We start from the raw sequence: 23276 nt of genomic DNA, 5'->3' as shown, positions 1-23276 counted from the left end.
CCCATGGCAACCCTTGAAATTAACGACCTGCACGTCACCGTCGACACGGAGAACGGCCCCCGCGAGATCCTCAAGGGCGTCGACCTGACCGTCAAGCAGGGCGAGACCCACGCCATCATGGGCCCCAACGGCTCGGGCAAGTCGACCCTCGCGTACTCCCTCGCCGGCCACCCCAAGTACACGATCACCGGTGGTGTCGTGACGCTGGACGGCGAGGACGTCCTGGCGATGACCGTGGACGAGCGGGCGCGCGCGGGTCTTTTCCTCGCGATGCAGTACCCCGTCGAGGTCCCCGGCGTCTCGGTCTCCAACTTCCTGCGCACCTCGGCCACCGTCGTACGCGGCGAGGCCCCCAAGCTGCGGACGTGGGTGAAGGAGGTCAGGGAGACCATGGAGCGCCTCCAGATGGACCCGTCCTTCGCCGAGCGCAACCTGAACGAGGGCTTCTCCGGCGGCGAGAAGAAGCGCCACGAGATCCTTCAGCTCGAACTGCTCAAGCCGAAGATCGCGATCCTCGACGAGACCGACTCGGGCCTCGACGTGGACGCGCTGCGTGTCGTCTCCGAGGGCGTCAACCGGGTCCGCGAGAGCGGCGAGGTCGGCACCCTGCTGATCACGCACTACACGCGGATCCTGCGCTACATCAAGCCCGACTTCGTCCATGTCTTCGCGCAGGGCCGCATCGCCGAGTCCGGCGGCGCCGAGCTGGCCGACAAGCTGGAGAACGAGGGCTACGAGGCGTACGCGAAGGGAGGCGTCAGCGCGTGACACAACTTCCGGATCTGCTCTCAGTGCGGGACCGCCTGCTCGACGAGGCGATCCGCAAGGACTTCCCGATCCTCGACCGGGTGATCCACGGCGACAAGAAGCTCGTCTACCTGGACTCGGCGGCCACCTCGCAGAAGCCGCGCCAGGTGCTCGACGCCCTGAACACCTACTACGAGCAGCACAACGCGAACGTCCACCGCGGTGTGTACACCCTGGCCGAAGAGGCCACGGCGCTCTACGAGGGCGCCCGCGACAAGGTCGCGGCCTTCATCAACGCGCCCAGCCGCGACGAGGTGATCTTCACCAAGAACGCCTCGGAGTCGCTGAACCTGGTCGCCAACATGCTGGGCTGGGCCGACGAGCCGTACCGGGTGGACGACTCGACCGAGATCGTCATCACGGAGATGGAGCACCACTCCAACATCGTGCCGTGGCAGCTCCTCGCGCAGCGCACGGGCGCGAAGCTGAAGTGGTTCGGCATCACCGACGACGGCCGGCTCGACCTGTCGAACATCGATCAGATCATCACGGAGAAGACGAAGATCGTCTCCTTCGTCCTGGTCTCCAACATCCTGGGCACCCAGAACCCGGTCGAGGCGATCGTCCGCCGCGCGCAGCAGGTCGGCGCGCTGGTCTGCATCGACGCCTCGCAGGCCGCGCCGCACCAGGTGCTGGACGTGCAGGCGCTCCAGGCCGACTTCGTGGCGTTCACCGGGCACAAGATGACTGGGCCCACCGGCATCGGCGTGCTGTGGGGCCGCCAGGAGCTGCTGGACGACCTGCCGCCGTTCCTCGGCGGCGGCGAGATGATCGAGACCGTGACGATGAGCTCGTCCACGTACGCCCCGGCGCCGCACAAGTTCGAGGCGGGTACACCCCCGATCGCCCAGGCCGTCGGCCTCGGCGCCGCGGTGGACTACCTCTCGGCGATCGGCATGGACAAGATCGCGGCGCACGAGCACGCGATCACCGAGTACGCGCTGGAGCGGCTGCGGGACATCCCGGGCCTGCGGATCATCGGCCCGACGACGGCCGAGGACCGGGGCGCCACGGTCTCGTTCACGCTGGGTGACATCCACCCGCACGACGTGGGCCAGGTCCTGGACGAACAGGGCATCGCGGTCCGGGTCGGCCACCACTGCGCGCGGCCGGTCTGCCTGCGGTACGGAATTCCCGCGACCACGCGAGCGTCGTTCTATCTGTACTCGACACAGAGCGAGGTGGACGCGCTGGTCGACGGTCTGGAACATGTCCGTAATTTCTTCGGATGAGAGACCTCGTCAGACAAAGGGTCGGACAAAGGACTGACACGTGAAGCTGGATTCGATGTACCAGGACGTCATCCTGGACCACTACAAGCACCCCCACGGGCGCGGTCTGCGGGACGGCGACGCCGAGGTGCACCACGTCAACCCCACCTGTGGTGACGAGATCACGCTGCGCGTGCGGTACGCCGGGTCGCTGATCGAGGACGTCTCGTACGAGGGCCAGGGCTGCTCGATCAGCCAGGCCAGCGCGTCCGTACTGAACGACCTGCTGGTCGGCAAGGACCTGGCGGAGGCGCAGAAGATCCAGGGCGCCTTCCTGGAGCTGATGCAGTCCAAGGGACAGTTGGAGCCGGACGACGCGATGGAGGAGCTGCTGGAGGACGCGGTGGCGTTCTCCGGCGTCTCGAAGTACCCCGCACGCGTCAAGTGCGCCCTGCTGAGCTGGATGGCGTGGAAGGACGCGACGGCCCAGGCACTGGGCGACACCGCGCACAAGGAGACCGCATGAGCGAGAACGAGACCCTGACCATGAAGCCGGCCTCGGAGGACGAGGTCCGCGAGGCGCTGTACGACGTGGTCGACCCGGAACTGGGCATCGACGTCGTCAACCTGGGCCTGATCTACGGCATCCACATCGACGACTCCAACATCGCCACCCTGGACATGACACTGACGTCGGCGGCCTGCCCGCTGACGGACGTGATCGAGGAACAGGCCCAGACGGCGACCGAGGGCATCGTCAGCGAACTCAAGATCAACTGGGTCTGGATGCCCCCGTGGGGCCCGGACAAAATCACGGACGACGGCCGCGAACAACTCCGAGCCCTGGGCTTCAACGTCTGACACCCCCGGCCCGGCGACACAAAAGGCGCGACGCACCCCACCCGGGGCGCGCCGCGCCTTTTTGCTCTGTCGAGAGCCTTGACTGAAGAGCGCGATTCGCTTTTCGTTAACCTTTTGTTAGCTGAATATCGATGTCCTGTTTCGGTGTTTTCACGCCTCAAGATTTTTTTATGTCTTCTCCTTCCTGTTTTCCCTGGATAAGTCCACCCCAGTGATGGGGACGCTCTTGACGGTTCATATTGCCGAGGCTTTAAGGTCAGCCCGGTCTGTGTGTTTTCTGTGAGCCTGGGGTGGGGATTTTGGGCGAGTCGGTGGGGCGTCGCGGTGGCCGTAAGGTCCAAAGACGTGTGCGAGGAGCCATTTCCGCCGTCGCGGCATCGGCGGTGCTCGCGGGGGTTTCCGTGCTGGCACTGCCGGCCACGCCGGCAAGCGCGGAGGTTCATGCCGCCGCGGATGTCCTGACGGCCTCGGCGCGGGCCGCGAAGTCCGGTGAGCCGGTCGAGGACATCAGTGAACGCACCGAGTACTCGCAGACGCTGGCGAACCCGGACGGGACGTTCACGCTGACGCAGTCCACTACTCCCCAGCGAGTACGCCGGGCCGACGGGTCGTGGACGGCGGTCGACCCCGTACTGGAGCGTCGTGCTGACGGCAGTGTCGGTCCGAAGGCGGCCGTCGTGGATCTGTCGTTCTCGGGCGGCGGTGATCAGGGCATGATCCGGCTGGGGGTCCACGACCGTTCTTTCGCTCTGGACTGGCCGGGTGCCCTGCCGGAGCCGGTACTCGACGGAGCGACGGCTACCTACCGGGAGGTGCTGCCCGGAGTGGATCTCCAACTAACGGCGACGGCTGAGGGCTATCGGCAAGTCCTGGCGGTCAAGACTGCCGAGGCGGCGGCGAGTTCGGAGCTGGAGCAGATCACCTTTGCCGCTTCGGGCAAGGGCCTGGAAGTGATGGCCGGACCGGGCGGGGGGTTGCAGGCGGTCGACGAGGACGGCAACGCGGTCTTCACCGGTCCCGCGGGTCAGATGTGGGACTCGGCCGGCGATACGGGACCGCAGCCACAGTCCCGCGGTTCCCTGACGACGCCTCTGCTGCCCGCCACGGGGGACATTCCGGCTGCCGGTGCGGGAGACGACCCCGCGCTGCCGGGTGAGGGTGACGCGAGCACACCGCTCCCGGTACGCGTCACGTCAGGGGCCGTAACCGTCAGCCCGGACCTGGACCTCCTGCGTGGACCGAAAACTGTCTACCCCGTCTACATCGACCCGCCCGTGGGCCTAGGCGAGTCGGAGAGGACGGTCCTGTCGTCGGACGGCGACAGGTTCTGGCAGTTCAAGGGTGAGTACGGTGTGGGCCGTTGCGGCAGCGCGGACGGGTATTACTGCGGTGAGAATTACGCGAACCGCATGCTGTTCGAGTTTGCCCCGACGAAGCTGAACGGCAAGCAGGTCTTGGATGCGACGTTTCGTGCGCATGAGACATGGTCGTTCAACTGTGACGCGAAGTGGCTCAATCTGGCCCGGACCAACAACATTTCCGCGGGCACGAGGTGGCCGGGACCGTCGGTCATCGACCACATGGGCGACCGGTTGGTGTCCGCGGGGCGGGGCACCGAGTGCAACCCGGAGCAGCCGGACTCGTGGATTGAGTTCAACGACGACCCGGCGCAGTCGAACGAGAACCTGACGCCGACAGTGCGCGCTTTCGCCGACGGGAAGATCTCCCGGCTGACATTGATGCTGTGGGCGAAGGACGAAGGAGACCCGCGGGCCTGGAAGCGTTTCGACGACAACGCCGAACTGCAGGTGACCTACGTGGCCAAGCCCGGGGTTCCGACGAACGTGGGGCTGATCCCGGGGGACGGCACAACAGCGTACTGCCGCAGCAATGCGGCTGATCCGCTGATCGTTACACGGCTGGACCCGATGGTGCAGGCGCGGGTGCAGACCAAGGTGCAGCCGGGATCCGGTGAGGAGAAGGGGTCATTGCGGGCGGGTCTCCGGGCGGAACGCAAACTTGCCGACGGGAGCTGGGAGGAGATCTGGAGCGACAACCGGCCGCAAAGCGGGTGGCATCCGGACGGCACCTTGGAGGAGATGCGGACCACGAACCGTACCGACGGTACGGAGTACCGCTATCGGGCGCGCACCGAATCTCACTGGTCCTACGGCGGTGCGTCGGGCGAACTGGCGTCGGTGTTCTCTCCGTGGTGTTACTTCAAGATCGACTCGACGGCGCCCCGGGCCCCGCAGATCGCAGCAGGTGCCCCGTACACCGCGTGTACGACGGAGACGTGTGAGGGCAACGGCGGGCCGGGTGTGGCGGGGTCGTTCACGTTCACTCCGAACGCAGCGGACAGCGATGTCATCGGATACCGGTGGCGGCTGCTGACCTCGACAGCGGAGCAGACCCGGAAGGTGACCGGCACCACGGTCACCGTAACCGACGTGGTGCCGCCCCTGACCGGTACGCAAGTGCTGTCGGTGGAGGCCAGGGACGTCCGCGAACGGTGGGGGCCGCCGGCGGAGTTCGTGTTCAAGGTGGCACCGGCCGAGGGTGCGGTGGGGCGATGGCACTTCGATGACGGTGCACCCGGTTCGGGGGTGATGCTGGCCAAGGACTCGGCGAGCGACGGGACCCGCCACGACGCGACCCTGTTCACCGCAGGCGCGGGGTGGTCGACGATGGCCCGGCGGGGCGAGTTGGATCAGTCCCTGTGGATGGACAGTTCGAGTCCCGCCAACCAGCAGGCCTACGCGGCTACTTCGGCGGCCGCGGTCAACACGAAGGACTCGTTCACCGTCTCTGCCTGGGTGGACATGACGGATACGGCGTCCAGCCACATGGTGCTGACCGCACCCGGTACCCAGGCCCAGGCATTCGCTCTGTACTACTCGACCTCAAGCAACGGGTGGGTGTTCAGCCGTACGGCCACCGACTCCGAGAAACCCATATTCCTGGCATCCAACGCCGTGAAGACTGCGCCGACGCTCAACGTGTGGACCCATCTGGCGGGAGTGTTCGACACACACGGCGACGCCAGCCCCGCCAACGACACCATCCAGCTCTATGTCGACGGCCGGCCGCAGGGCAGCCCGGTCAATCTCGCCGCCTCGGCCGCATCCCAGAGCGCCACCTATCAGCCCTGGACAGCCTCCGGCGGCCTGCAGTTCGGGCGTTCCGTCATCAGAGGGGGAGCTGGGCATTTCTTCCGGGGCCGTATCGACGAAGCCGCTGTCTGGCAACGCGCCCTGACGCCGGAAGAAATTCAGCAGGAGACGCGACTGGAAGAGAGCGGCCTGCCGACCAACGAACTCGTGGCCTCGTGGGATGCCACAGCGGCGACAGGGAAGGTGATCGGTGAGTCCACCGCCTACCCGCACGCGGCCATGACCCTCTCGGCCACCGGGGCAGTCGTCGATGGCGAGGACAATGGTCTGGTCTTGGACGGCACGTCCGGCTACGCCTCGATGCAGGGGCCAGTGGTAGACGAGTCCGGCTCCTTCACCGTCTCGGCCCGGGTGGAGTTGTCGGCCCTGTCGCTGGACCTCAAGCCGGTGGGCTACACGGCTCAGATCGCGGGACAGCGCAGCGGCAGGGAGTCGTCGTGGGCACTGAACGTGATCAAGCCCGCGGACGGCGTCTACCAGTGGCAATTCGCGCGTACCGCAACTGACCAGTCCGGCGCGGTCACTCGCCGCACGACCATCACCCCCGCAGCGGATCTCGCCGAGACGGACGTCTGGGTCGACGTGACGGGTGTGTTCGATGCTCAGCAGTCGTGGAACTGGAGCGACCCGGCCGATCCGGCACAGTCCCAGGAGGGCCTGGGCCAACTGCACCTCTATGTGGGGGCGTCCGAAGCCGACAGCTTCGCGAATCCGGGATTCGACGCCGATCAGCAAGGCACCGGCGAACTTGCCGCCGGACGTGGCACGACAGGCGGAGCCACCGGTCACTATCTGCCCGGCGGGATTCAGCAATTGCGCATCTGGACAGGTGCCATGACTGGCGAGCAGATCAGCAGCCAAGTGCTGGCTGCGTCTGAAGATACTTCCCCGCCGGTGACCTGACCTGACCGGGGCCGGGCGGCAGATACCTGTCGCCCGGCCCAAGGGCCCCTGGTGCAGGAGGCCTCACTCCCTCAGCAGACGCCCCTATCAGCCTTGCCCTGCGGCAGTTGTTTGCGCGGCCCTTTCAGGGCCCGGACATGGAGAGCGGTATATGTTCCAGCCCAGATCGGTCTCGACACCCTTTCACCATCGCGCGCGGACTGGACGGCGTTGGTCCAGGCGTATCGCCGCCGTGGCCGGGTTCGCCCTCCTACCAGGGCTGCTCACCTCGGTCGCACTGGCCGAAGCCGCTGCTCCTGGACCGTTGGGCAAGCCAGACCTCCCCGCGCCGCGATCGGCCACAGTCCACCCGTTCAGAGCGACGGTGGACAAAGCGGCTTCCACCCAGATGAACAAGGCCGCCAAGGACTATCGAGCCGCGAGTCTTCGGGCAGAGAACGATCAATCGAGAAAGGTGAGTTGGCCGACTGCCGGCACAGCGACTCTCACTCTTCCCACCGCCGCGACAGGCTCGGCTACAGCGAGTCCCGGTTCCCTCCCGGTCACGCTCTCCCGCGCTCAGGTAGGCGTGAAGCCAAGAACGAAACCTGACAAGTCTGCGAAGGCCGTGACTGTCGAGGTTCTGGACCAGACCGCCACACAGGCTCTCGGGGTCAAGGGTGTGGTACTTGATGTCACCGGCCCCGCGGCGGGCGGAGACGCTCAACTATCCCTGGAATACGCCGCATTCGCGTCCGCCTACGGAGGGGACTGGGCCGGGCGTCTTCAACTCCTGCGTCTCCCCGACTGCGCGTTCGACGACCCGACCAACCCTGCGTGCCGCAAGCGGGTGCCTCTTGAGTTCACCAACAGCCGCAAAGAGCAGCGCCTGCAGACTCGGCTGACCTTCGGCACGGCCAAACGCGCAACCATGACCGCTGTCCCAACGGGACAGCGGATGATGCTGGCACTTGAGGCCGGGACACAGTCGAGCACCGGCGATTTCAAGGCCACTCCGCTGGCCGCATCCGCAACGTGGGAGGCCGGTGGTTCGTCCGGGTCTTTCACCTGGTCCTACCCTCTTCGTACGCCCCCAGCAGCGGCGGGCCCTCAGCCCGATCTGAGTATCTCCTACAACTCAGGCAGTGTGGACGGCCGAACTGCCTCAACCAACAACCAGGGCACTGCGATCGGCGAGGGCTTTGACCTCACATCGTCGTACGTCGAGCGCAAGTACGGCTCGTGCGAGGACGACGGGCAGGACAAGAAGTACGACCTGTGCTGGAAGTACGACAACGCGTCGCTTGTCCTGAATGGCAAAGCCACCGAGCTGGTCAAGGACGACACCAAGGGCGTCTGGCATTTGAAGGACGACGACGCCTCCACGGTCAAGCAGTCCACCGGCGCGGACAACGGCGACGATGACGGGGAGTACTGGACTGTCACCACCGGCGAGGGCACCAAATACGTGTTCGGCCTGGACAAGCTGGAGGGTGCGACCGCGACCGACCGGACCAATTCGGTATGGACCGTGCCGGTGTTCGGGGACGATGATGAGGAGCCCGGCTACGACTCCGGGACCAGCTTCGCCACAAGGGGGAAGACGCAGGCATGGCGGTGGAATCTCGACTATGTCGAAGACCTCCACGGCAACGCGATGACGTACTGGTACGCGGCGGAAACCAACAACTACGACAAGCTTGGCGACGACAACACCGGCACCGGCTACACCCGTGGCGGCTATCTGAAGGAGATCCGCTACGGGCAACGCAAGGCTGTCCTGTTCTCAGGTACACCGACAGCCTCGGACAAGGTCGTCTTCTCCTACGCGGAGCGGTGCAACGCCACCGGCACCGGCTGTGACTCGCTGACCGAGGACACCCGCGACAACTGGCCCGACGTGCCGTTCGACGCCGTATGCAAAGACGATGCCAAGTGCACCGGCAACACCAGCCCCTCGTTCTTCACCCGCAAGCGCATGACTGCCATCACCACCTACGTCTGGGACGCGGCAGCCGCCACTCCCGGCTTCACACCGGTGGACGCGTGGGAACTCAAGCAGCAGTACCTCGACCCCGGCGACACCGGCGACTCCGCCGACCAGTCCCTGTGGCTGGACGAGATCCGGCACACCGGCAAACGCGGCGCCGACCTGTCCCTAAACCCGGTCACCTTCATACACGAATTCCACCCGAACCGGGTCGACGGCGCACAGGACGACATCCTCCCCCTCAATAAGCCCCGGCTGAAAGCCGTCACTTCGGAGTCGGGCGCGCAGACCATCGTGACCTACGCCGAAGCCGACTGTATTGCGGGCCGCCCGAGGCCCAAGGTCGACGAGAACACCACGACTTGCTATCCGGTGTACTGGTCACCCAACGGGGCAGCGGATCCGCAGCTCGACTGGTTCCAGAAGTACCCCGTGAGCGCCGTCTCCACCACCGACCCCCACGGTGGATCAGAGGCCGTCCAGAACACCTACCTGTACGACGCGAGCGGCGGCGCCTGGCATTACAACGACGATCCGATGACCCAGGAGAAGGAACGCACCTGGTCCATCTGGCGCGGGTTTGAGAAGGTCACCCACCTCACCGGCACCGCCGGCGGACCCCGGACGAAGACAGTCACCGTCTACCTGCGTGGTATGAACGGTGACCGAGTCCTTGACGCAGAAGGCAAGAAGCTGGATCCCGTCAAACGTCGTACCGCGACGGTGACCGGTGTCAAGGCGGCCACGATCACCGACTCCGACCAATACGCGGGCTTCACCCGCGAGTCGGTCACCTACAACGACGGGCAAGAGGTCGACGGCCAGATCAACGACCCCTGGTCGAAGAACACGGCGACCCAGCACAAGTCCTACGCCGACACCGAGGCGTACTACGTACGTACAGCCGCCAGCCATGCCCGCACCAACATCACCACCAGCGGCACTCCGCGCGACCGGGTACGCACAACCGTCACCGCCTACGACGACTACGGCATGCCGGACACAGTCGAGGACAGAGGCGACGATGCCATCTCCGGCGACGAGACCTGCACCCGTACGTGGTATGCCCGCAACGACACCCTTGGCATCAACAGCCTGACTGCCCGAACCCGCACCGTGGCCAAGCCGTGCGCCACGGCCGAGGCAGCACTCGACCTGCCCGCGGACTCGAACCAGCCCGGCGACGTCATATCCGACGTGGCTACCGCCTACGACACCCTCACGTGGTCCGCCGGCCACCAGCCCACCAAGGGCGAAGCGAACTGGATCGGCAGAGCCGCCTCTTACGGAACGGACAACCAGCCTGTCTGGCAGAAGACAGTAACGACCACCTACGACACGCTGGGCCGTCCGTTCACAGTCAAAGACACCAACGACACGACCACGAGCACCACGCTCTACACACCATCGGACGCTGGGCCCACGACGAGCACGGTCGTCACCAACGTCAAGAGCCACAAGGTGACTACGCTGCTGGACCCCGCCACGGGGGCCACAACGAAGGTCACCGACCCTAACGGGAAAGTGACCGACAGCGAGTACGACAGCCTCGGCAGAGTCATGAAGATCTGGCCTCCCAGCGCCCCGAAGCTCCTCAACAACCCTCCGCTGTACGTCTTCGGCTACAGCGGAACCGACGCGGAACTGCCCTGGATCTCGACCAGTGTTCTCCGGAGTAACGGCTCGGGCGGCTACAACACCACCTACGAAATCTACGATTCGCTTCTGCGGCCTCGCCAGGTCCAGGCACCGTCCTCCGTCGGCGGCCGCCTGATCGCGCAGACGTTGTACGACAACCGCGGCCTGGCGGTCTCCGCCCAGAGCGACATCTGGGACGAGACCTCGATACCGTCAGGCGACCTGCAGGACACCGACGCGGGCCAGGCGCCGACACAGACGGACACCACGTACGACAGCGCGGGCCGCGCTGTCCGGGCGGTGACGAAGAACTACAACGTCGTCCGCTGGACGACCGACACCGCCTACACCGGGGACACCGTTACCAATTCCGCCCCCCGAGGCGGCCAGGCAGTCGCCGAAGTCACCAACGCGCTGGGACAGACCACACAGCGCCGTGAATACGCCGACCCGCAACCCGTCGGCAGCGCATTCACCGCCACCGACTTCACTTACACGCCGGCCGGCAAGCAGAAGAGCGTCACGGGCCCTGACAACTCGGCCTGGACCTACACCTACGACCTTTTCGGCCGCCAGGCCACGTCGCAGGACCCGGACAAGGGCAAGACCTCCACCGTCTACAACGCCTTGGACCAAGCCGTCAGCTCCACCGACGCGCGAGGGAAGACCCTGATCTCCGAATACGACCTCCTCGGCCGCCGGATCGGACTCTGGGACGGAACGAAGAGCGACGCCACCAAACTGGCCGCTTGGACCTTCGACACCCTCGCCAAAGGACAGCCCGACACATCAGTGCGGTACGAGAACGGTGTAGGCACTGCCAGCAGCAAGGCATATACCACCAAGGTCACCAAGTACGACCCCGATTACCGCGCCCAGGACAGCCAGCTCACCCTCCCCGCGGGCGATCCCATGGTGACCGCGGGAGTACCGCAGACGCTGAAGTTCTCCACCCAGTACCGTCCGGACGGCACCATATGGCACAACACGAGCCCCGCAGCCGGAGGGCTCCCGAGCGAGACAACCACCAACACCTACAACGCACTCGGGCAACAGCTCACCGCGACCGGTGCCGGCGACTACCTCCTGGGGGCCGCCTACTCCCCCCAAGGTGACCTGAAGCAGCTCACCCTCGGCACCTCACGGGCCACCGATGCCGACAAGGCGTATCTCACCTACGAGTACGAACCCGGCACTCGGCGTCTCACACGCTCCTACGTCACCGACGACGTCCACAGCTTCATGCCGCAGGATCTCAACTTCGCCCAGGACGAGGCAGGCAACGTCACCTCGATCTTCGACAAAGCGACGCAGGGCGGCGCGACCAAGGCCGACAACCAGTGCTTCGCCTACGACGGCAACCGCCGCCTCACCCAGGCATGGACCCCGAAGACCGCCGACTGCGCCACCGCAGGCCGCACGACGGGAAACATCGACGGCGCCGCTCCGTACTGGACGTCATACGACTACAACAACTCCGGCCAGCGCACCTCCGAAACCCAGCACGCAACCGCAGGTGACAGCACCACCAACTACACCTACGGCACAGCCGACAACCAACCCCACCCACTCGCAAAGACAAGCGGTGCCAGACCCGGCACGTACGTCTACGACAAGACAGGCAACACCACCAGCCGTCCGGGAACGCAGGCGCAGCAGACCCTGGCCTGGGACAGCGAAGGCCAACTCGTCTCCGCCACCGAACCGGCAACCGGTACCAAGGCAGCCACCGGCACCAGCTACCTGTACAACGCCGCGGGCGAACTCCTGATCAGCCGCAACACCAGCGGCGACGGCGACAGCGTCCTCTACCTCGGCGATACCGAGGTCCGCCTCACCATCAAGGGCACCACAAAAACCCTGACCGGCACGCGCTACTACAGCGCCGCCGGCCAGACATACGCAATGCGCACCGCCACGGCAGGCACCACCGGTTCCAAACTCACCTTCCTGGCAGCCGACCACCACAACACATCCAGCCTCGCCCTCGAATCAGGCACATACGCCATCACCAAGAGGTACACCAGCCCCTTCGGTGCCCCCAGAGGAACCGCGCCGATTACCTGGCCGGACGACAAGGCATTCCTCGGCAAGCCTGCCGACACCACCACTGGCCTGACCCACATCGGTGCGCGCGAATACGACCCGGCAACCGGCCAGTTCATCAGCGTTGACTCTGTCCTCAGCCTGGATCAGCATCAGTCACTCAACGGCTACAGCTACGCAAACAACACTCCCGTAACAGCGAGTGATCCCACGGGAGAGGCGGCGGCGGCAAATCGATCCGGCGGCGGATACAAGGACCCGACGCCGGACGACGATGCTGGTACAGCCAGCAGTGGAGGGACCGACAGTTACGGCCTTGGCTCGTGGGAGAACGAGGGGGCGACTGCAGAGGACTACAACCACGACGGTTACATCAACGTGTATCCCGGTGTGCAACTCAAGGCGACTCAGAAAAAAGCCGAGGAGTACATCGACTATTTCTACGGCGAGATCAGAAGTCTCTGTTACCTGAATGATCTCTCGTGCTATACGGACACGAATAACACGGGTAATCGTGTCACTGTCGCTGAAGCGTCACTTGGTGCGTGCTTCGCAACCAGTCCATGTAAAGGATGGGTCCGACTCTTTGCGGAATACGCCAGTTCCGCAGCGCAATTCGGAGTGGGGCAGGGCGTGGGCCGCGTCAGGGGCCGGGGCCCGGAGCGTGGTTCATCAAAGGGATGCACCCAGTGCTTCCTGGCAGGGACCGACGTACTCATGGCCGACGGATCGACCAAAGACATCGAAGACGTCAAAGTCGGAGACGCAGTCGAGGCCGAAGACCCCGATACAGGCGAGGCAGGACCCCGCAAGGTCACCAACCTGATCGTCACCGAGGACGACAAGCACTTCAACACCCTGTCGATCGCCACCGAGAGCGGCATCGAAAAGCTCACGGCGACCTACGAACACCCCTTCTGGTCACCGTCCGCCCGTCAATGGGTGGAAGCCGCCGACCTCGAACCGGGCATGACCCTGCTCAGCGATGCCGGCACCACGGTCATCGTCACCGCCAACCGCGCCTTCACCAGGCACGCCCGCACGTACAACCTGACTGTCGATGACCTACACACGTACTACGTGCTGGCGGGGGCCACGCCGGTCCTCGTTCACAATTCGACACTATGCGAACCGGAATCGGTGAATATCGCCAACCATGCGGCGCAGCGGGCGGCGGCCGGTGACGGATCACACTATGTGCGAGGGGTCGACCCCAAGGCCACGGCCGAGTATGTGGACGGGGTGATAACAGGCACGGTTCCCAATGTGCAGGTCAGGTACCTCAGGCGAGGACGTGTGGGTTACTGGGACCCGGGAAAGGAGTCGGTTGTCATTGAGGACCCGAGCACAACCGGAGGTACGGTGTTCACACCCAAGAACGGAAAGCAGTACTTCGACGATGAACTCGAGTGATTCCACGAATTCCAGTGGCAACGATCCCGGTGTGCTTCTGGAGGTGAGTCTGGAGCGGTTTGGAGTGGTCTTCCAAGTGGCCAAGGAATTGCCTAACGTTGCAGACCACGTCATTGAGTCCCAGGAATGCACGCGCGCGGATGCAAACGACCTGCTGCGCATCCTCCGTGGGGCCCGTGGAGAAATCGGGGAGACCACGGTTGGTGTCCGGTTCCGCCAGGCTTCCGGAAGCGGCGAGGGGTCGGCGCACGCGTCGTCAGTGATCGAAATTGAGGCCGCTTCCGAAGATTTGGCGAAGTGGCGCCGGATACTCGAGGCTGTGCGTGTGTCACTGGGGCCTGAGGAACTGTTCCTGCGGAGCGGCTATCGGGAGGAGGAAGTGAGCGAGGCTCTCAACTCCCTGAGCTAGGATTTCCGCTGCCCACACGCCGTCCCGGTCATGTAGCGCCAGCAAAGTGAAGCCCCGTCAGGTGTGTCCTGACGGGGCTTCCGCGCGGGGTGGCAGCAGTAGTTGACGGCAACGTCAGCGGATGGGGACGGCGCGGGCTGGGGTTCGTCGCCTTCGCCCCAGGCCGCATGGCCGCTTCGGGCCGTCGAGGGCGGTGCTCGGGGCGTTGATGGTCCGGTGCCGGAAGCCGTGGGGGCGACTAAGCCCGGCCCGATCGAGGAAGTTGCGTGTGTGGGGGGGCGATGTGTACAGAGATCATTCATGGTTCAGCAGGAAGCTTCGCGAGGTCATGGACGGGGGCGCCCCACCTGCGGCCAGAGCTTGTCAGGCTGGCCATGTGAAACGACCTACGGGTGGTGGCGCTCCTCTTGCCGGGCAGACTGGCGCGCATGAGTGTCGACGCGCACGATCGCGGCAGACCGATACCACAATGGGTCTGGCCGCTGATCATTGCAACTGGTGGGATCAACCGGCACAACGGTGTTGTAGAAGTGCAACTGTTCCGCAGTCGTAAATTTCTCTCCCCTATGTGCGGGAAGCCTTGGCTTCAAGCTTGAAATTCGCGGCGGTTAGTAAGTGGTACCACCCGCGAGTGGGAAGAAGTTACGCGGCGGGTCATGGACGGGAGTTTCAGAGACGTGGCCCGCATCGACGGGGTCTGGAAAATCTGATCCCTACGTGTACTGGTCGGCTGACTGCTGTGGCCTGATCGGGGCGCTGCTTTGGCCTTCTTGTTCGCCGCTTAGTTCGGCGTCGAGTGTTTCTTGGGCGATGCGCATCCTCTCCGCGTATTCGGGGGCCTGGAGGCGTTTCCACATTTCGTTTTCGGGGACGGTTTCGACGTGGCTGACGACCCACCAGATGGTGCCGAACGGGTCCTTGATGCGTCCTCCGCGTTGGCCGAAGGCGTCGTCGGCCAGGGGGGTGATCACCTGGGCGCCCGCGGTCGTGGCTTGGGTGAATGCCTTGTCCGCGTCGGGTACGAACACCCTCAGCAGGCTCGGGGTGGGGGGCCAGTTCGGGTGGCGGTCGAAGGCCAGGACGACCGTGTCGCCCACGCGGATCTCGGCGTGGCCGATCAGGCCGTCCTCGGTCCGTACGCGGCCGAGTTCTTCACCTCCGAACGCCTGGCTGACGAAGTCGAGGAAGGCTCCCGTGTCGTCGGTGACGACCCAGGGCGCCACGGTGGTGTAGCCGGTCGGTGCGGCGCTGGGCTGGTCGGGCATCGCGGTCGCGGTCCTTTCGCCGGTGTCGGTCGGTCGGCAAGCCGCGACGATAGGCGGCAAGTAGGTCAGGTTCTGGCCTCGGGTCGTCGGGAGAGTGGTGTGTACGGGTGTACATAGCGATGCGTACACTCGTACACATGGGATACGGACTGCTCGCCGCCGCCATCGCCGCCGAGGTGGCCGGGACGACCGCCATGAAGTACAGCGACGGGTTCACCCGGCTCTGGCCCTCGTTGATCACGCTCGTCGGGTACGTGCTGGCGTTCACGCTGCTCGCGCAGACGCTCAAGACGCTGTCCGTCGGCACCGCCTACGCGATCTGGGCCGGGTCAGGGACCGCGGTGATCGCGCTCATCGGGATGGTCTTCCTCAACGAGTCGACCAGCCTCGTGAAGATCGCGGGGATCGTGCTCGTGATCGTCGGCGTCGTCGTGCTCAACCTCGGCGGGTCCCACTCATGACCCGGCGCCACGACCCCGAGCGGCGGCAGCGGATCATCGACGCCGCGATCCGGGTGGTCGGGCGCAGCGGGATCGGCGGGCTCAGCCATCGGTCCGTCGCCGCCGAGGCCGATGTGCCGCTCGGGTCCACCACGTACCACTTCGCCTCCCTCGACGAACTGCTCGTCGCCGCGCTGCGCCAGGCCAACGAAGGGCTGGCCGCCGAGATACGGGGGAGTGACGCCCTCGCCGGGCCCGACGGCGATCTCGCCGCGGAGCTGGCCGCGCTGATCGGGCGCTGGCTGGGACGGGACCGTACCGGCGTGGAGTTGGAGTACGAGCTGTATCTCGCCGCCCTCCGCAACCCCGCGCTGCGGCCCGTCGCCGCCGAGTGGACCGACGGGGTCTCCGAGATCCTCGCCCGGCGCACCGACCCGGCGACCGCGCGGGCGCTGGTCGCGCTGCTCGACGGCATCTGTCTCCAGGTGCTGCTCACCGACAGCGCCTACGACGAGGACTACGCGCGCGAGATGTTGGGGCGGTTGATTCCGTAGGGCGGCCGTGCCTCCGGCGGTAGGTTTGGGCCGTGAGCATGCCATCCCCGGAATCCGTCGACCCCGTCGACCCCGTCGACCTTGAGATCACCCACGCCGAGTGCCGGCAGTGCGGCACGCTCATCGCCGGGCTCGACGGCCGGTATAGCTGCGGGGTCTGCGGCTGGGTCAACCACCACTCCGAGGGGCACCGGGCCCTGCCGCGCGCCGAGGACGACGTCGACCACGCGGACGGCCGGGGCGCGGGCAACCGGCTGGGCTGACGCCGGGGGCGCTGATCGCGGTCGCGTGAACCCACTTCCCCCCATCGGGGAACAGCGGGTGAAGGCTCCACCCCGCAGCGACCCCGGAGGCACCGTGACCGGACCACCCGACGACGACGCGGCGATCATCAGCCGGTCCGTCCAGCAGCCCGAGCTGTTCGGGTTCATCTACGACCGGTACGCCGCCGACATCCACCGGTACGCGATGCGCCGCCTCGGCGACAGCCACGCCGACGATCTGACCGCCGAGACGTTCCTCGCCGCCTTCCGGGCCCGGCAGCGTTACGACACGGTCCGGCGCAGCGCCCGGCCGTGGCTGTACGGGATCGCCGCCCACCTCATCGGCAAGCACCGGCGCGGTGAGGTGCGCGCGCTGCGGGCGCTGGCCCGTACCGGGGTCGACCCCGTCGCCGAGTCGTGGTCCGACAGCGCCGACAGCCGGGTCACCGCGCAGTCGGCGCAGGCGTCGCTCGCCGGCGCGCTGGCCGAACTGTCGCCCGGCGACCGGCACGTACTGCTGCTGATCGCCTGGGCGGACCTCAGCTACCAGGAGATCGCCGACGCGCTCTCCATACCGCTCGGCACCGTCAGATCCCGGCTCAACCGGGCCCGCCGCAAGGTCCGTTCGGCGCTCGGCGAAAACCCCCTGCCCTTGAGTGACGCCGTGGAGGCGATCCGCCATGGATGATCTGACCGCCGTACGAGAATTCCGGGCCGGAGCGCCGGAGGCGGACCGTTCGCGGCTCGTCCCCGGGCGCCGGCGGCTGCTGGAGACAGCGAGCAGGGGGCGGCGCGGCCACTCGCTGCGCCACGACTGGCGGTTCGCCGTGATCGGCGCGGCCACCGCCGTCGCGCTCGCCGCCGTGGTGGGGGTGCGGGTCGCCGACGACAGCGGGTGGGGGGCCGCCGACCGCAGCGCGGCAGCGCCCGCCGATCCGGCCGGCGGGATCGCCGCCGCGACCGTACTGGACCGCGCGGCGGACGCCGCGGCGAAAGCGCCCGCGCCGCATCCGAGGAACGGGCAGTGGGTCTACACGCAGACCGTCGAGGTCGCTCGGTACGAGGGCGTCCTGGAGAAGCCGCAGAAGCGTGAGCAGTGGCGCATGTACCGGGATGTCCAACTGGACAACGACGTGACGATGGGTAACCCGTCGCCGCTCCGGATGTACCAGTTCCTCGGCTCTCTGTCGGCCGATCGTCGGGAGGCAATACGTCAGGTCGGCGTCTTCTACGCCGAGCGGAACCCCAAGGCTCGCAACGAGCCGCAGGCAGAGGCCGATTTCCAGTCGCTCAGCCAACTGGCCGCCACCTACCCCACGGATCCGCGTGGACTGTCCCGGCTCTACCGAGCCATGACGGCCGTGCCGGGCCTGAAAGCGGAGCGTACGGTCGACGCGGCAGGACGGAATGCCGTCGCCGTCTACCTGGCGACAACGGATCCGGACCGCAGGTCGATCCGCGCCGACCTCCTCTTCGACGCCACCACCTACGCCTACTCGGGCCTTCGGCTCGTCGCACTCAAGGAGATTCCCAACACGGTGCGCAACGACCCCTCCGCCGTGCCCGACCCGTTCCACACAGGGCAGGTCGTCCAGTCGGACGCGGTGATCCGGCAAGCCCTGGTCGACCACAAGGACCAGCGCCCCTGATCAGGCCATGAGACCGGTTCGCCCGGTGGTGCGCGCAGCCGTTAGGTTTCGGGTATGACCGACACGACTCCTCGTACCACCGGCGCCGTCGCCGCCGGACTCGCCACCGTCGCCGCCGACGGCACCGTACTCGACACCTGGTACCCCGCCCCCGAGCTGTCCGCCGAGCCCGGACCCGCAGGCACCGAGCGGCTGTCCGCCGAGCGCGCCGTCGAGCTGCTCGGGGACGGCGCAGCCAAGGCGACCGGGCCCGACGCGCGGCGCGGGGTCGAGGTCGTCGCCGTCCGTACGGTCATCTCCTCGCTCGACGACAAGCCGCTCGACGCGCACGACGTGTATCTGCGGCTGCACCTGCTCAGCCACCGGCTGGTCAAGCCGCACGGGCAGAACCTGGACGGGCAGTTCGGCCTGCTCGCCAACGTCGCCTGGACGTCCCTCGGCCCGGTCGCCGTCGACACGCTGGAGACCGTACGGCTCAACGCCCGCGCCGAGGGGCTGCATCTGCAGGTGACCTCGGTCGACAAGTTCCCGCGTATGACCGACTACGTCGCCCCCAAGGGCGTCCGGATCGCCGACGCCGACCGGGTGCGGCTCGGCGCGCATCTCGCCGCCGGTACGACCGTGATGCACGAGGGCTTCGTCAACTTCAACGCCGGCACGCTCGGCACGTCGATGGTCGAGGGCCGGATCTCGGCGGGCGTCGTCATCGGTGACGGCTCGGACATCGGCGGCGGCGCCTCCACCATGGGCACCCTGTCCGGCGGCGGCACCGAGCGCATCGTCATCGGCGAGCGCTGCCTCATCGGGGCCGAGGCGGGCATCGGCATCGCGCTCGGTGACGAGTGCGTCGTCGAGGCGGGGCTGTACGTCACGGCCGGTACGCGCGTGACGCTGCCGGACGGCCAGATCGTCAAGGCGCGGGAACTGTCCGGCGCGAGCAACATCCTCTTCCGCCGCAACTCGGTCTCCGGCGCGGTCGAGGCGCGGCCGAACAACGCGGTCTGGGGCGGTCTCAACGACGTGCTCCACAGCCACAACTGAGCACGGGCGGCCCCCGCCCCTCAGGGGTGGCCGCCCCTCAGGGGCGGCGGGTCGCGTGCAGCAACTCCCCGTACGCCAGCAGCAGTCCGTCGGCCGTCTCCCGGCCGGCGGGCCGCAGTGGTTCGCGCACCGGACCCGCCGGCAGCCCGAGCCCGTCGAGCAGCGCCTTCGCCGTGACCGTGCCCGGCAGCCCTGCCGCCGTCATCAGCTCCACGAGCGGCAGGGTGAGCTGGTTGAGCCGTACGGACTCGGCGTGCGCCCCCGCGTCGTACGCGTCGATGACGGCCCGCAGTTGGCGGGGCGCGACGTTCGCGACGGTGCTGACGAAACCGGCGCCGCCGACCGCGTACAGCGGCAGGTTCAGCTCCTCGCTGCCCGCGTAGTACGCGAGCGAGGTGCGGGCGATCACCGAGGAGCTGGCGAGCAGGTCGTACGCGCAGTCCTTGACGGCGACGACGCGCGGATGCCGGGCGAGGCCGACCATGGTGGCGGGTTCGATCCGGGTGCCGGTGCGGGCCGGGATGTCGTACAGCATCAGGGGGACGTTCGCCGCGTCCGCGATCCGCAGGAAGTGCGCCTCGACATCGGCCTGCGGCGGCCTGCTGTAGTACGGGGTGACGACCAACAGGCCGTCGGCGCCCGCCTGTTCGGCCTCCCGGGCGAGCGCGAGCGTGTGCCGGGTGTCCGCGCTGCCGACGCCGGCGACGACATGGGCGCGGTCGCCGACCTCCTCGCACACCGCGCGCACCAGCGCGGTCTTCTCCGCGTCGGTGGTGGTGGGGGACTCGCCGGTGGTGCCGTTCAGGACGAGCCCGTCGCAGCCCTCGGCCACCAGACGGCCCGCGAGCTTGCGGGCGCCCGCCAGGTCGAGTTCGCCGGCGGCGGTGAACGGGGTGACCATCGCGCACAGGGCGCGGCCGAACGGGCGCGGAGTTGTCAGCGGGGTCGTCGGCGGGGTCGACAGCGAAGTCGGCGGAGTCGTCATGCGGGCAGTGTCCGCCCACCCACCGTGAAGGTCTACTTAGATTCACTTGCCACAAGAGTGAAGCAACGCTGAAAGGTCGGTCATGCGCGCAATCCGGCCGACTGTGCCGGTATCGCCCGCGCACCCGGCCGGCCGCGCAGTACCGTACGGCTGTTCATGGACCACGGGGCCCGCGCCGGCCGTCAGTGGGGACTGTCAGTGGGGACTGGTCCAATGAGGAGCATGGAGCGTATGAACACCGAACACGCCGACCCCTGCGAACTCGAAGCGCTGCGGGCCGCCTTCGCGCCCGAGCACCGCAGGCCGCCGCTGGGCGCCCAGGCCGTCGCCGCCTTCGAGCAGGAGCATGCGGTGCTCCTGCCCGAGCCGTACCGCACGCTGGTCGCCGAGATATGCGACGGCTGCGCGCGCGGGCCCGCCGATGTCGACGGGCTCATACCGCTCGCGGCGCTGCCCGCCGACTGGGGCTGCGACCAGACGCAGCGCGTGCTGAGCAGGCCCTTCCCGCTCACCGCGCCCTGGGTGTGGGAGGACGATCCCCGGCCGTACGAGGAGATAGAGCCGCTCATCGACGACGTCAGCAACCACGGCAGTGTGGTGCTGGGCACCGCAGGCTGCGGGCTCTACTGGCATCTGGTCGTCAGCGGACCCGAGCGTGGCCGGATCTGGCAGATCAGCGACGTGGGCGCGGCGCCCGCCTGCGCACACCCGGCCGACGAAGAGGGCTTCGCCGGCTGGGTGTCGCGCTGGCGGTCCGTCAGGGGCGGAAGCGCAGCACCTGCGGGTCGTGGTCCGAGTCCTGCTGGGCGAATTCCGCGTTGATGTGCACGCTGTCGTAGGTGTAGTCCTCGACGGCGGGGCTGGTCAGGATCTGGTCGAGCGCCTGGCTGTTGCCCTGGTAGACGTACGTGTAACGCTCCTGCGGCGGCAGTGAGTCGATCGCCGACGTCAGCAGCCCGCCCTTGGTGAGCGCCTTCACGGTGTTCGAGAACTGGAAGTCGTTCAGGTCGCCGAGCACCAGCACCTGGGCGTTCTTGTCCGCCTTGTGCAGGTCCTTGACGAAGGAGTTGACCGCCTGCGCCTGCAGGAGCCGCTGCGGCTCGGAGGAGCGCGGCACCGGCTGGTGCTGCGAGGTCAGGCTCTCGTCGCCGCCCTTCGAGGTGAAGTGGTTGCTGACGAGGAAGACGTTCTGGCCGCGGAAGGTGAACTCGCCCACGAGCGGCTTGCGGCTGGCCTGCCAGGCCGGGTTGGCCGGGTCGATACGGCCGGGGGAGAGGGTCAGTCCTGCCTTGCCGCCCTGGGTGACGACCGCGGTCGCCGTCGTCGCGTCGGCCGTGCCGCTGTCGACGAAGGAGACCCGCGCCGGGTTGAAGAGGAAGCCGTTGCGGATGTTGCCGCCGGGCTCGCCGCCGTCCTTGTCGTTCTCCGGGTCGACCGAGCGCCACTCGTAGGCGGGGCCGCCGGCGGCGACGATCGCCTCGGTGAACTTCTTGACCGTCTCGGTGGCGGAGACCGTACCGTCGTCCGTGGCACCGTTGTTGTCCTGGATCTCCTCCAGGGACAGGATGTCGGGCGAGGAGAGGTTCTTCACCACGGCGGCGGCCAGCGAGTCGAACTTCGCCTGCGGGTCGTCGGCTGCGAGGTTCTCGACGTTGTACGTGGCGACGGCCAGCTCGCCGTCCTTCTGCGCCCGGGTCGTCTCGCGCTTCAGGCCCTTGTCGACGACGGTGCCGAGCGTACGGGCGACCAGCGTGTAACCGCCGAACTGGTTGAAGTCCAGGGGGCCTTCGGTGGTGCCCTGCAGCGAGTCACCCACATTCGCGGTGGGGAACGGGCTGTTGGTCGAGAGGGCCGTCTGCTGGATCTGCAGCCGCCCGGTGTTCTGCGAGTCGTACGAACCGTAGACCGTGCCGCCGCGCTTGGCGTTGTTCTCCTGCGGCTTGACCGTGATCCACAGCTCGTCGTACGCGTCGGTCGCGCCGACCACGCGCGAGGTGCCGACGCTGACGTTCATGCTCTCCAGCGACTCGTAGTAGTCGAGCGCGTAGTCGCGGGGCTTGAGGCGCAGTCCGTTGATGCTGTTGCCGGTGTCGGGCGTACCCGCGGGGGCGTACGCGGCGGGCACCGACTTGGCCTTGATCTGGACCGGCGCCGGCACCTTGTTGCCGGAGGAGACCACGGTCACCTTCGGCGCGGTCAGCTCGGTGACCGACTGGCCGCCGGCCGCTGCGCCGCCGGGCACGAACTCGCTGACCGTCGCGTTGACCGTGACCGAATCGCCCACGGCGACCGTCGGGTTGGAGCTGGTGTAGACGAACACGCCTTCGCTGGTGGCGGGGTCGTTGTCCGGCTTCGGGTCCTGCAGCCAGAAGCCCTTCGAGCTGCCGTAGGCGCGCACGCCGGTGACGATGCCGGGGACGTTCGTGACAGGGGTGCCGACCAGCGGGGATATCCGGGTGTTGCCCTGGATGCCGTGGATCCGTACACCCGCCGCTGCGGCGGACGTGCCGGCGGAGGCGGACGCGGGGCCGGCGGCGACGATCAGCCCCGCGGCGAGGGCGAGGGCGACAAGGGTCGGCACGGCGGCCGATCTCGGTACGGAAGCAGGCATCACAGAACTCCGAGGGTGAGGTGCGAGAGGTTCTACGC

At 67.2% G+C, this 23276-nt stretch carries 17 protein-coding genes; 14 read left to right on the top strand and 3 right to left on the bottom strand.

Annotated features, from left to right (window positions below; genetic code table 11):
• Nucleotides 1-3 precede the first annotated feature (3 nt).
• The 7 genes from sufC to ACZ63I_RS30590 all read left to right on the top strand — a co-directional run bounded on the left by sufC (nt 4) and on the right by ACZ63I_RS30590 (nt 14430).
• Nucleotides 4-768: a Fe-S cluster assembly ATPase SufC gene (gene sufC, locus ACZ63I_RS30620; protein WP_469342501.1), complete on the top strand. Its 765-nt coding sequence runs from the start codon at nt 4-6 to the stop codon at nt 766-768.
• Complete coding sequence (locus ACZ63I_RS30615) at nt 765-2039, top strand: cysteine desulfurase (RefSeq protein ID WP_469342500.1); 1275 nt, start codon at nt 765-767, stop codon at nt 2037-2039. Before sufC ends, ACZ63I_RS30615 begins: the two co-directional genes overlap by 4 nt.
• 40 nt (nt 2040-2079) lie before the next feature.
• Nucleotides 2080-2544 carry a Fe-S cluster assembly sulfur transfer protein SufU gene (gene sufU, locus ACZ63I_RS30610; protein WP_469342499.1) on the top strand — a complete coding sequence of 155 codons (465 nt, stop codon included), beginning with the start codon at nt 2080-2082 and terminating at the stop codon, nt 2542-2544.
• On the top strand, nt 2541-2879 hold the full coding sequence (locus ACZ63I_RS30605; protein WP_469342497.1) for a metal-sulfur cluster assembly factor: 339 nt from the start codon (nt 2541-2543) through the stop codon (nt 2877-2879). The genes sufU and ACZ63I_RS30605 overlap by 4 nt, the downstream gene beginning before the upstream one ends.
• Nucleotides 2880-3226: 347 nt before the next feature.
• Complete coding sequence (locus ACZ63I_RS30600; RefSeq protein WP_469342496.1) at nt 3227-6955, top strand: laminin G domain-containing protein; 3729 nt, start codon at nt 3227-3229, stop codon at nt 6953-6955.
• 151 nt (nt 6956-7106) lie between these two features.
• Complete coding sequence (locus ACZ63I_RS30595) at nt 7107-14021, top strand: polymorphic toxin-type HINT domain-containing protein (RefSeq protein WP_469342495.1); 6915 nt, start codon at nt 7107-7109, stop codon at nt 14019-14021.
• Between the two features lie 31 nt (nt 14022-14052).
• Complete coding sequence (locus ACZ63I_RS30590; RefSeq protein ID WP_469342494.1) at nt 14053-14430, top strand: hypothetical protein; 378 nt, start codon at nt 14053-14055, stop codon at nt 14428-14430.
• 713 nt (nt 14431-15143) lie between these two features.
• Here the strand turns inward: ACZ63I_RS30590 and ACZ63I_RS30585 are convergent.
• Nucleotides 15144-15695 carry a VOC family protein gene (locus tag ACZ63I_RS30585; protein ID WP_469342493.1) on the bottom strand — a complete coding sequence of 184 codons (552 nt, stop codon included), beginning with the start codon at nt 15693-15695 and terminating at the stop codon, nt 15144-15146.
• A gap of 137 nt (nt 15696-15832) precedes the next feature.
• Between ACZ63I_RS30585 and ACZ63I_RS30580 the strand changes: the two genes are divergently transcribed.
• The 6 genes from ACZ63I_RS30580 (at nt 15833) to dapD (ending at nt 19642) form a co-directional block, all read left to right on the top strand.
• Nucleotides 15833-16156: a DMT family transporter gene (locus tag ACZ63I_RS30580; protein WP_469342491.1), complete on the top strand. Its 324-nt coding sequence runs from the start codon at nt 15833-15835 to the stop codon at nt 16154-16156.
• Nucleotides 16153-16689 carry a TetR/AcrR family transcriptional regulator gene (locus tag ACZ63I_RS30575; RefSeq protein WP_469342490.1) on the top strand — a complete coding sequence of 179 codons (537 nt, stop codon included), beginning with the start codon at nt 16153-16155 and terminating at the stop codon, nt 16687-16689. Before ACZ63I_RS30580 ends, ACZ63I_RS30575 begins: the two co-directional genes overlap by 4 nt.
• 38 nt (nt 16690-16727) lie before the next feature.
• Complete coding sequence (locus ACZ63I_RS30570) at nt 16728-16952, top strand: hypothetical protein (RefSeq protein WP_469342628.1); 225 nt, start codon at nt 16728-16730, stop codon at nt 16950-16952.
• A gap of 94 nt (nt 16953-17046) precedes the next feature.
• Nucleotides 17047-17640 carry an RNA polymerase sigma factor gene (locus tag ACZ63I_RS30565; RefSeq protein WP_469342489.1) on the top strand — a complete coding sequence of 198 codons (594 nt, stop codon included), beginning with the start codon at nt 17047-17049 and terminating at the stop codon, nt 17638-17640.
• Nucleotides 17633-18601, top strand: coding sequence for a CU044_5270 family protein (locus ACZ63I_RS30560; protein ID WP_469342488.1), 969 nt, complete (start codon nt 17633-17635; stop codon nt 18599-18601). Before ACZ63I_RS30565 ends, ACZ63I_RS30560 begins: the two co-directional genes overlap by 8 nt.
• Before the next feature lie 54 nt (nt 18602-18655).
• The gene (dapD, locus tag ACZ63I_RS30555) at nt 18656-19642 is read left to right on the top strand and encodes a 2,3,4,5-tetrahydropyridine-2,6-dicarboxylate N-succinyltransferase (RefSeq protein ID WP_328581612.1); all 987 of its coding nucleotides are present in this window, start codon (nt 18656-18658) and stop codon (nt 19640-19642) included.
• A 37-nt stretch (nt 19643-19679) separates the two neighbouring features.
• Here dapD and dapA read toward each other — a convergent pair whose 3' ends face one another.
• Nucleotides 19680-20627 (bottom strand): 4-hydroxy-tetrahydrodipicolinate synthase, encoded by a 948-nt coding sequence (gene dapA / locus ACZ63I_RS30550; RefSeq protein ID WP_469342487.1) that lies wholly within the window; start codon nt 20625-20627, stop codon nt 19680-19682.
• A gap of 231 nt (nt 20628-20858) precedes the next feature.
• On the opposite strand from dapA, the gene ACZ63I_RS30545 reads away from it, so the two are divergent.
• Nucleotides 20859-21449 carry an SMI1/KNR4 family protein gene (locus ACZ63I_RS30545; RefSeq protein WP_469342486.1) on the top strand — a complete coding sequence of 197 codons (591 nt, stop codon included), beginning with the start codon at nt 20859-20861 and terminating at the stop codon, nt 21447-21449.
• Here ACZ63I_RS30545 and ACZ63I_RS30540 read toward each other — a convergent pair.
• Entirely contained in the window at nt 21385-23238 is a 1854-nt protein-coding gene (locus ACZ63I_RS30540; protein ID WP_469342485.1) for an endonuclease/exonuclease/phosphatase family protein, read from the bottom strand. The two genes, ACZ63I_RS30545 and ACZ63I_RS30540, sit on opposite strands and share 65 nt — an antisense overlap.
• Nucleotides 23239-23276 lie beyond the last annotated feature (38 nt).

The sequence above is a fragment of the Streptomyces sp. NPDC087906 genome (genome assembly GCF_055584925.1).
The sequence above is the reverse complement of the archived record's forward strand: the minus strand, read 5'-3'. Positions and strand labels throughout refer to the sequence as shown.

Excerpts from the sequence above, each read along its gene's own strand:
- sufC (WP_469342501.1), top strand. The coding sequence starts at position 4 with ATGGCAACCCTTGAAATTAACGACCTGCACGTCACCGTCGACACGGAG.
- ACZ63I_RS30605 (WP_469342497.1), top strand. The coding sequence starts at position 2,541 with ATGAGCGAGAACGAGACCCTGACCATGAAGCCGGCCTCGGAGGACGAG.
- ACZ63I_RS30595 (WP_469342495.1), top strand. The coding sequence starts at position 7,107 with ATGTTCCAGCCCAGATCGGTCTCGACACCCTTTCACCATCGCGCGCGG.
- ACZ63I_RS30585 (WP_469342493.1), bottom strand. The coding sequence starts at position 15,695 with ATGCCCGACCAGCCCAGCGCCGCACCGACCGGCTACACCACCGTGGCG.
- ACZ63I_RS30580 (WP_469342491.1), top strand. The coding sequence starts at position 15,833 with ATGGGATACGGACTGCTCGCCGCCGCCATCGCCGCCGAGGTGGCCGGG.
- ACZ63I_RS30575 (WP_469342490.1), top strand. The coding sequence starts at position 16,153 with ATGACCCGGCGCCACGACCCCGAGCGGCGGCAGCGGATCATCGACGCC.
- ACZ63I_RS30570 (WP_469342628.1), top strand. The coding sequence starts at position 16,728 with ATGCCATCCCCGGAATCCGTCGACCCCGTCGACCCCGTCGACCTTGAG.
- ACZ63I_RS30560 (WP_469342488.1), top strand. The coding sequence starts at position 17,633 with ATGGATGATCTGACCGCCGTACGAGAATTCCGGGCCGGAGCGCCGGAG.
- dapD (WP_328581612.1), top strand. The coding sequence starts at position 18,656 with ATGACCGACACGACTCCTCGTACCACCGGCGCCGTCGCCGCCGGACTC.
- dapA (WP_469342487.1), bottom strand. The coding sequence starts at position 20,627 with ATGACGACTCCGCCGACTTCGCTGTCGACCCCGCCGACGACCCCGCTG.
- ACZ63I_RS30545 (WP_469342486.1), top strand. The coding sequence starts at position 20,859 with ATGAACACCGAACACGCCGACCCCTGCGAACTCGAAGCGCTGCGGGCC.
- ACZ63I_RS30540 (WP_469342485.1), bottom strand. The coding sequence starts at position 23,238 with ATGCCTGCTTCCGTACCGAGATCGGCCGCCGTGCCGACCCTTGTCGCC.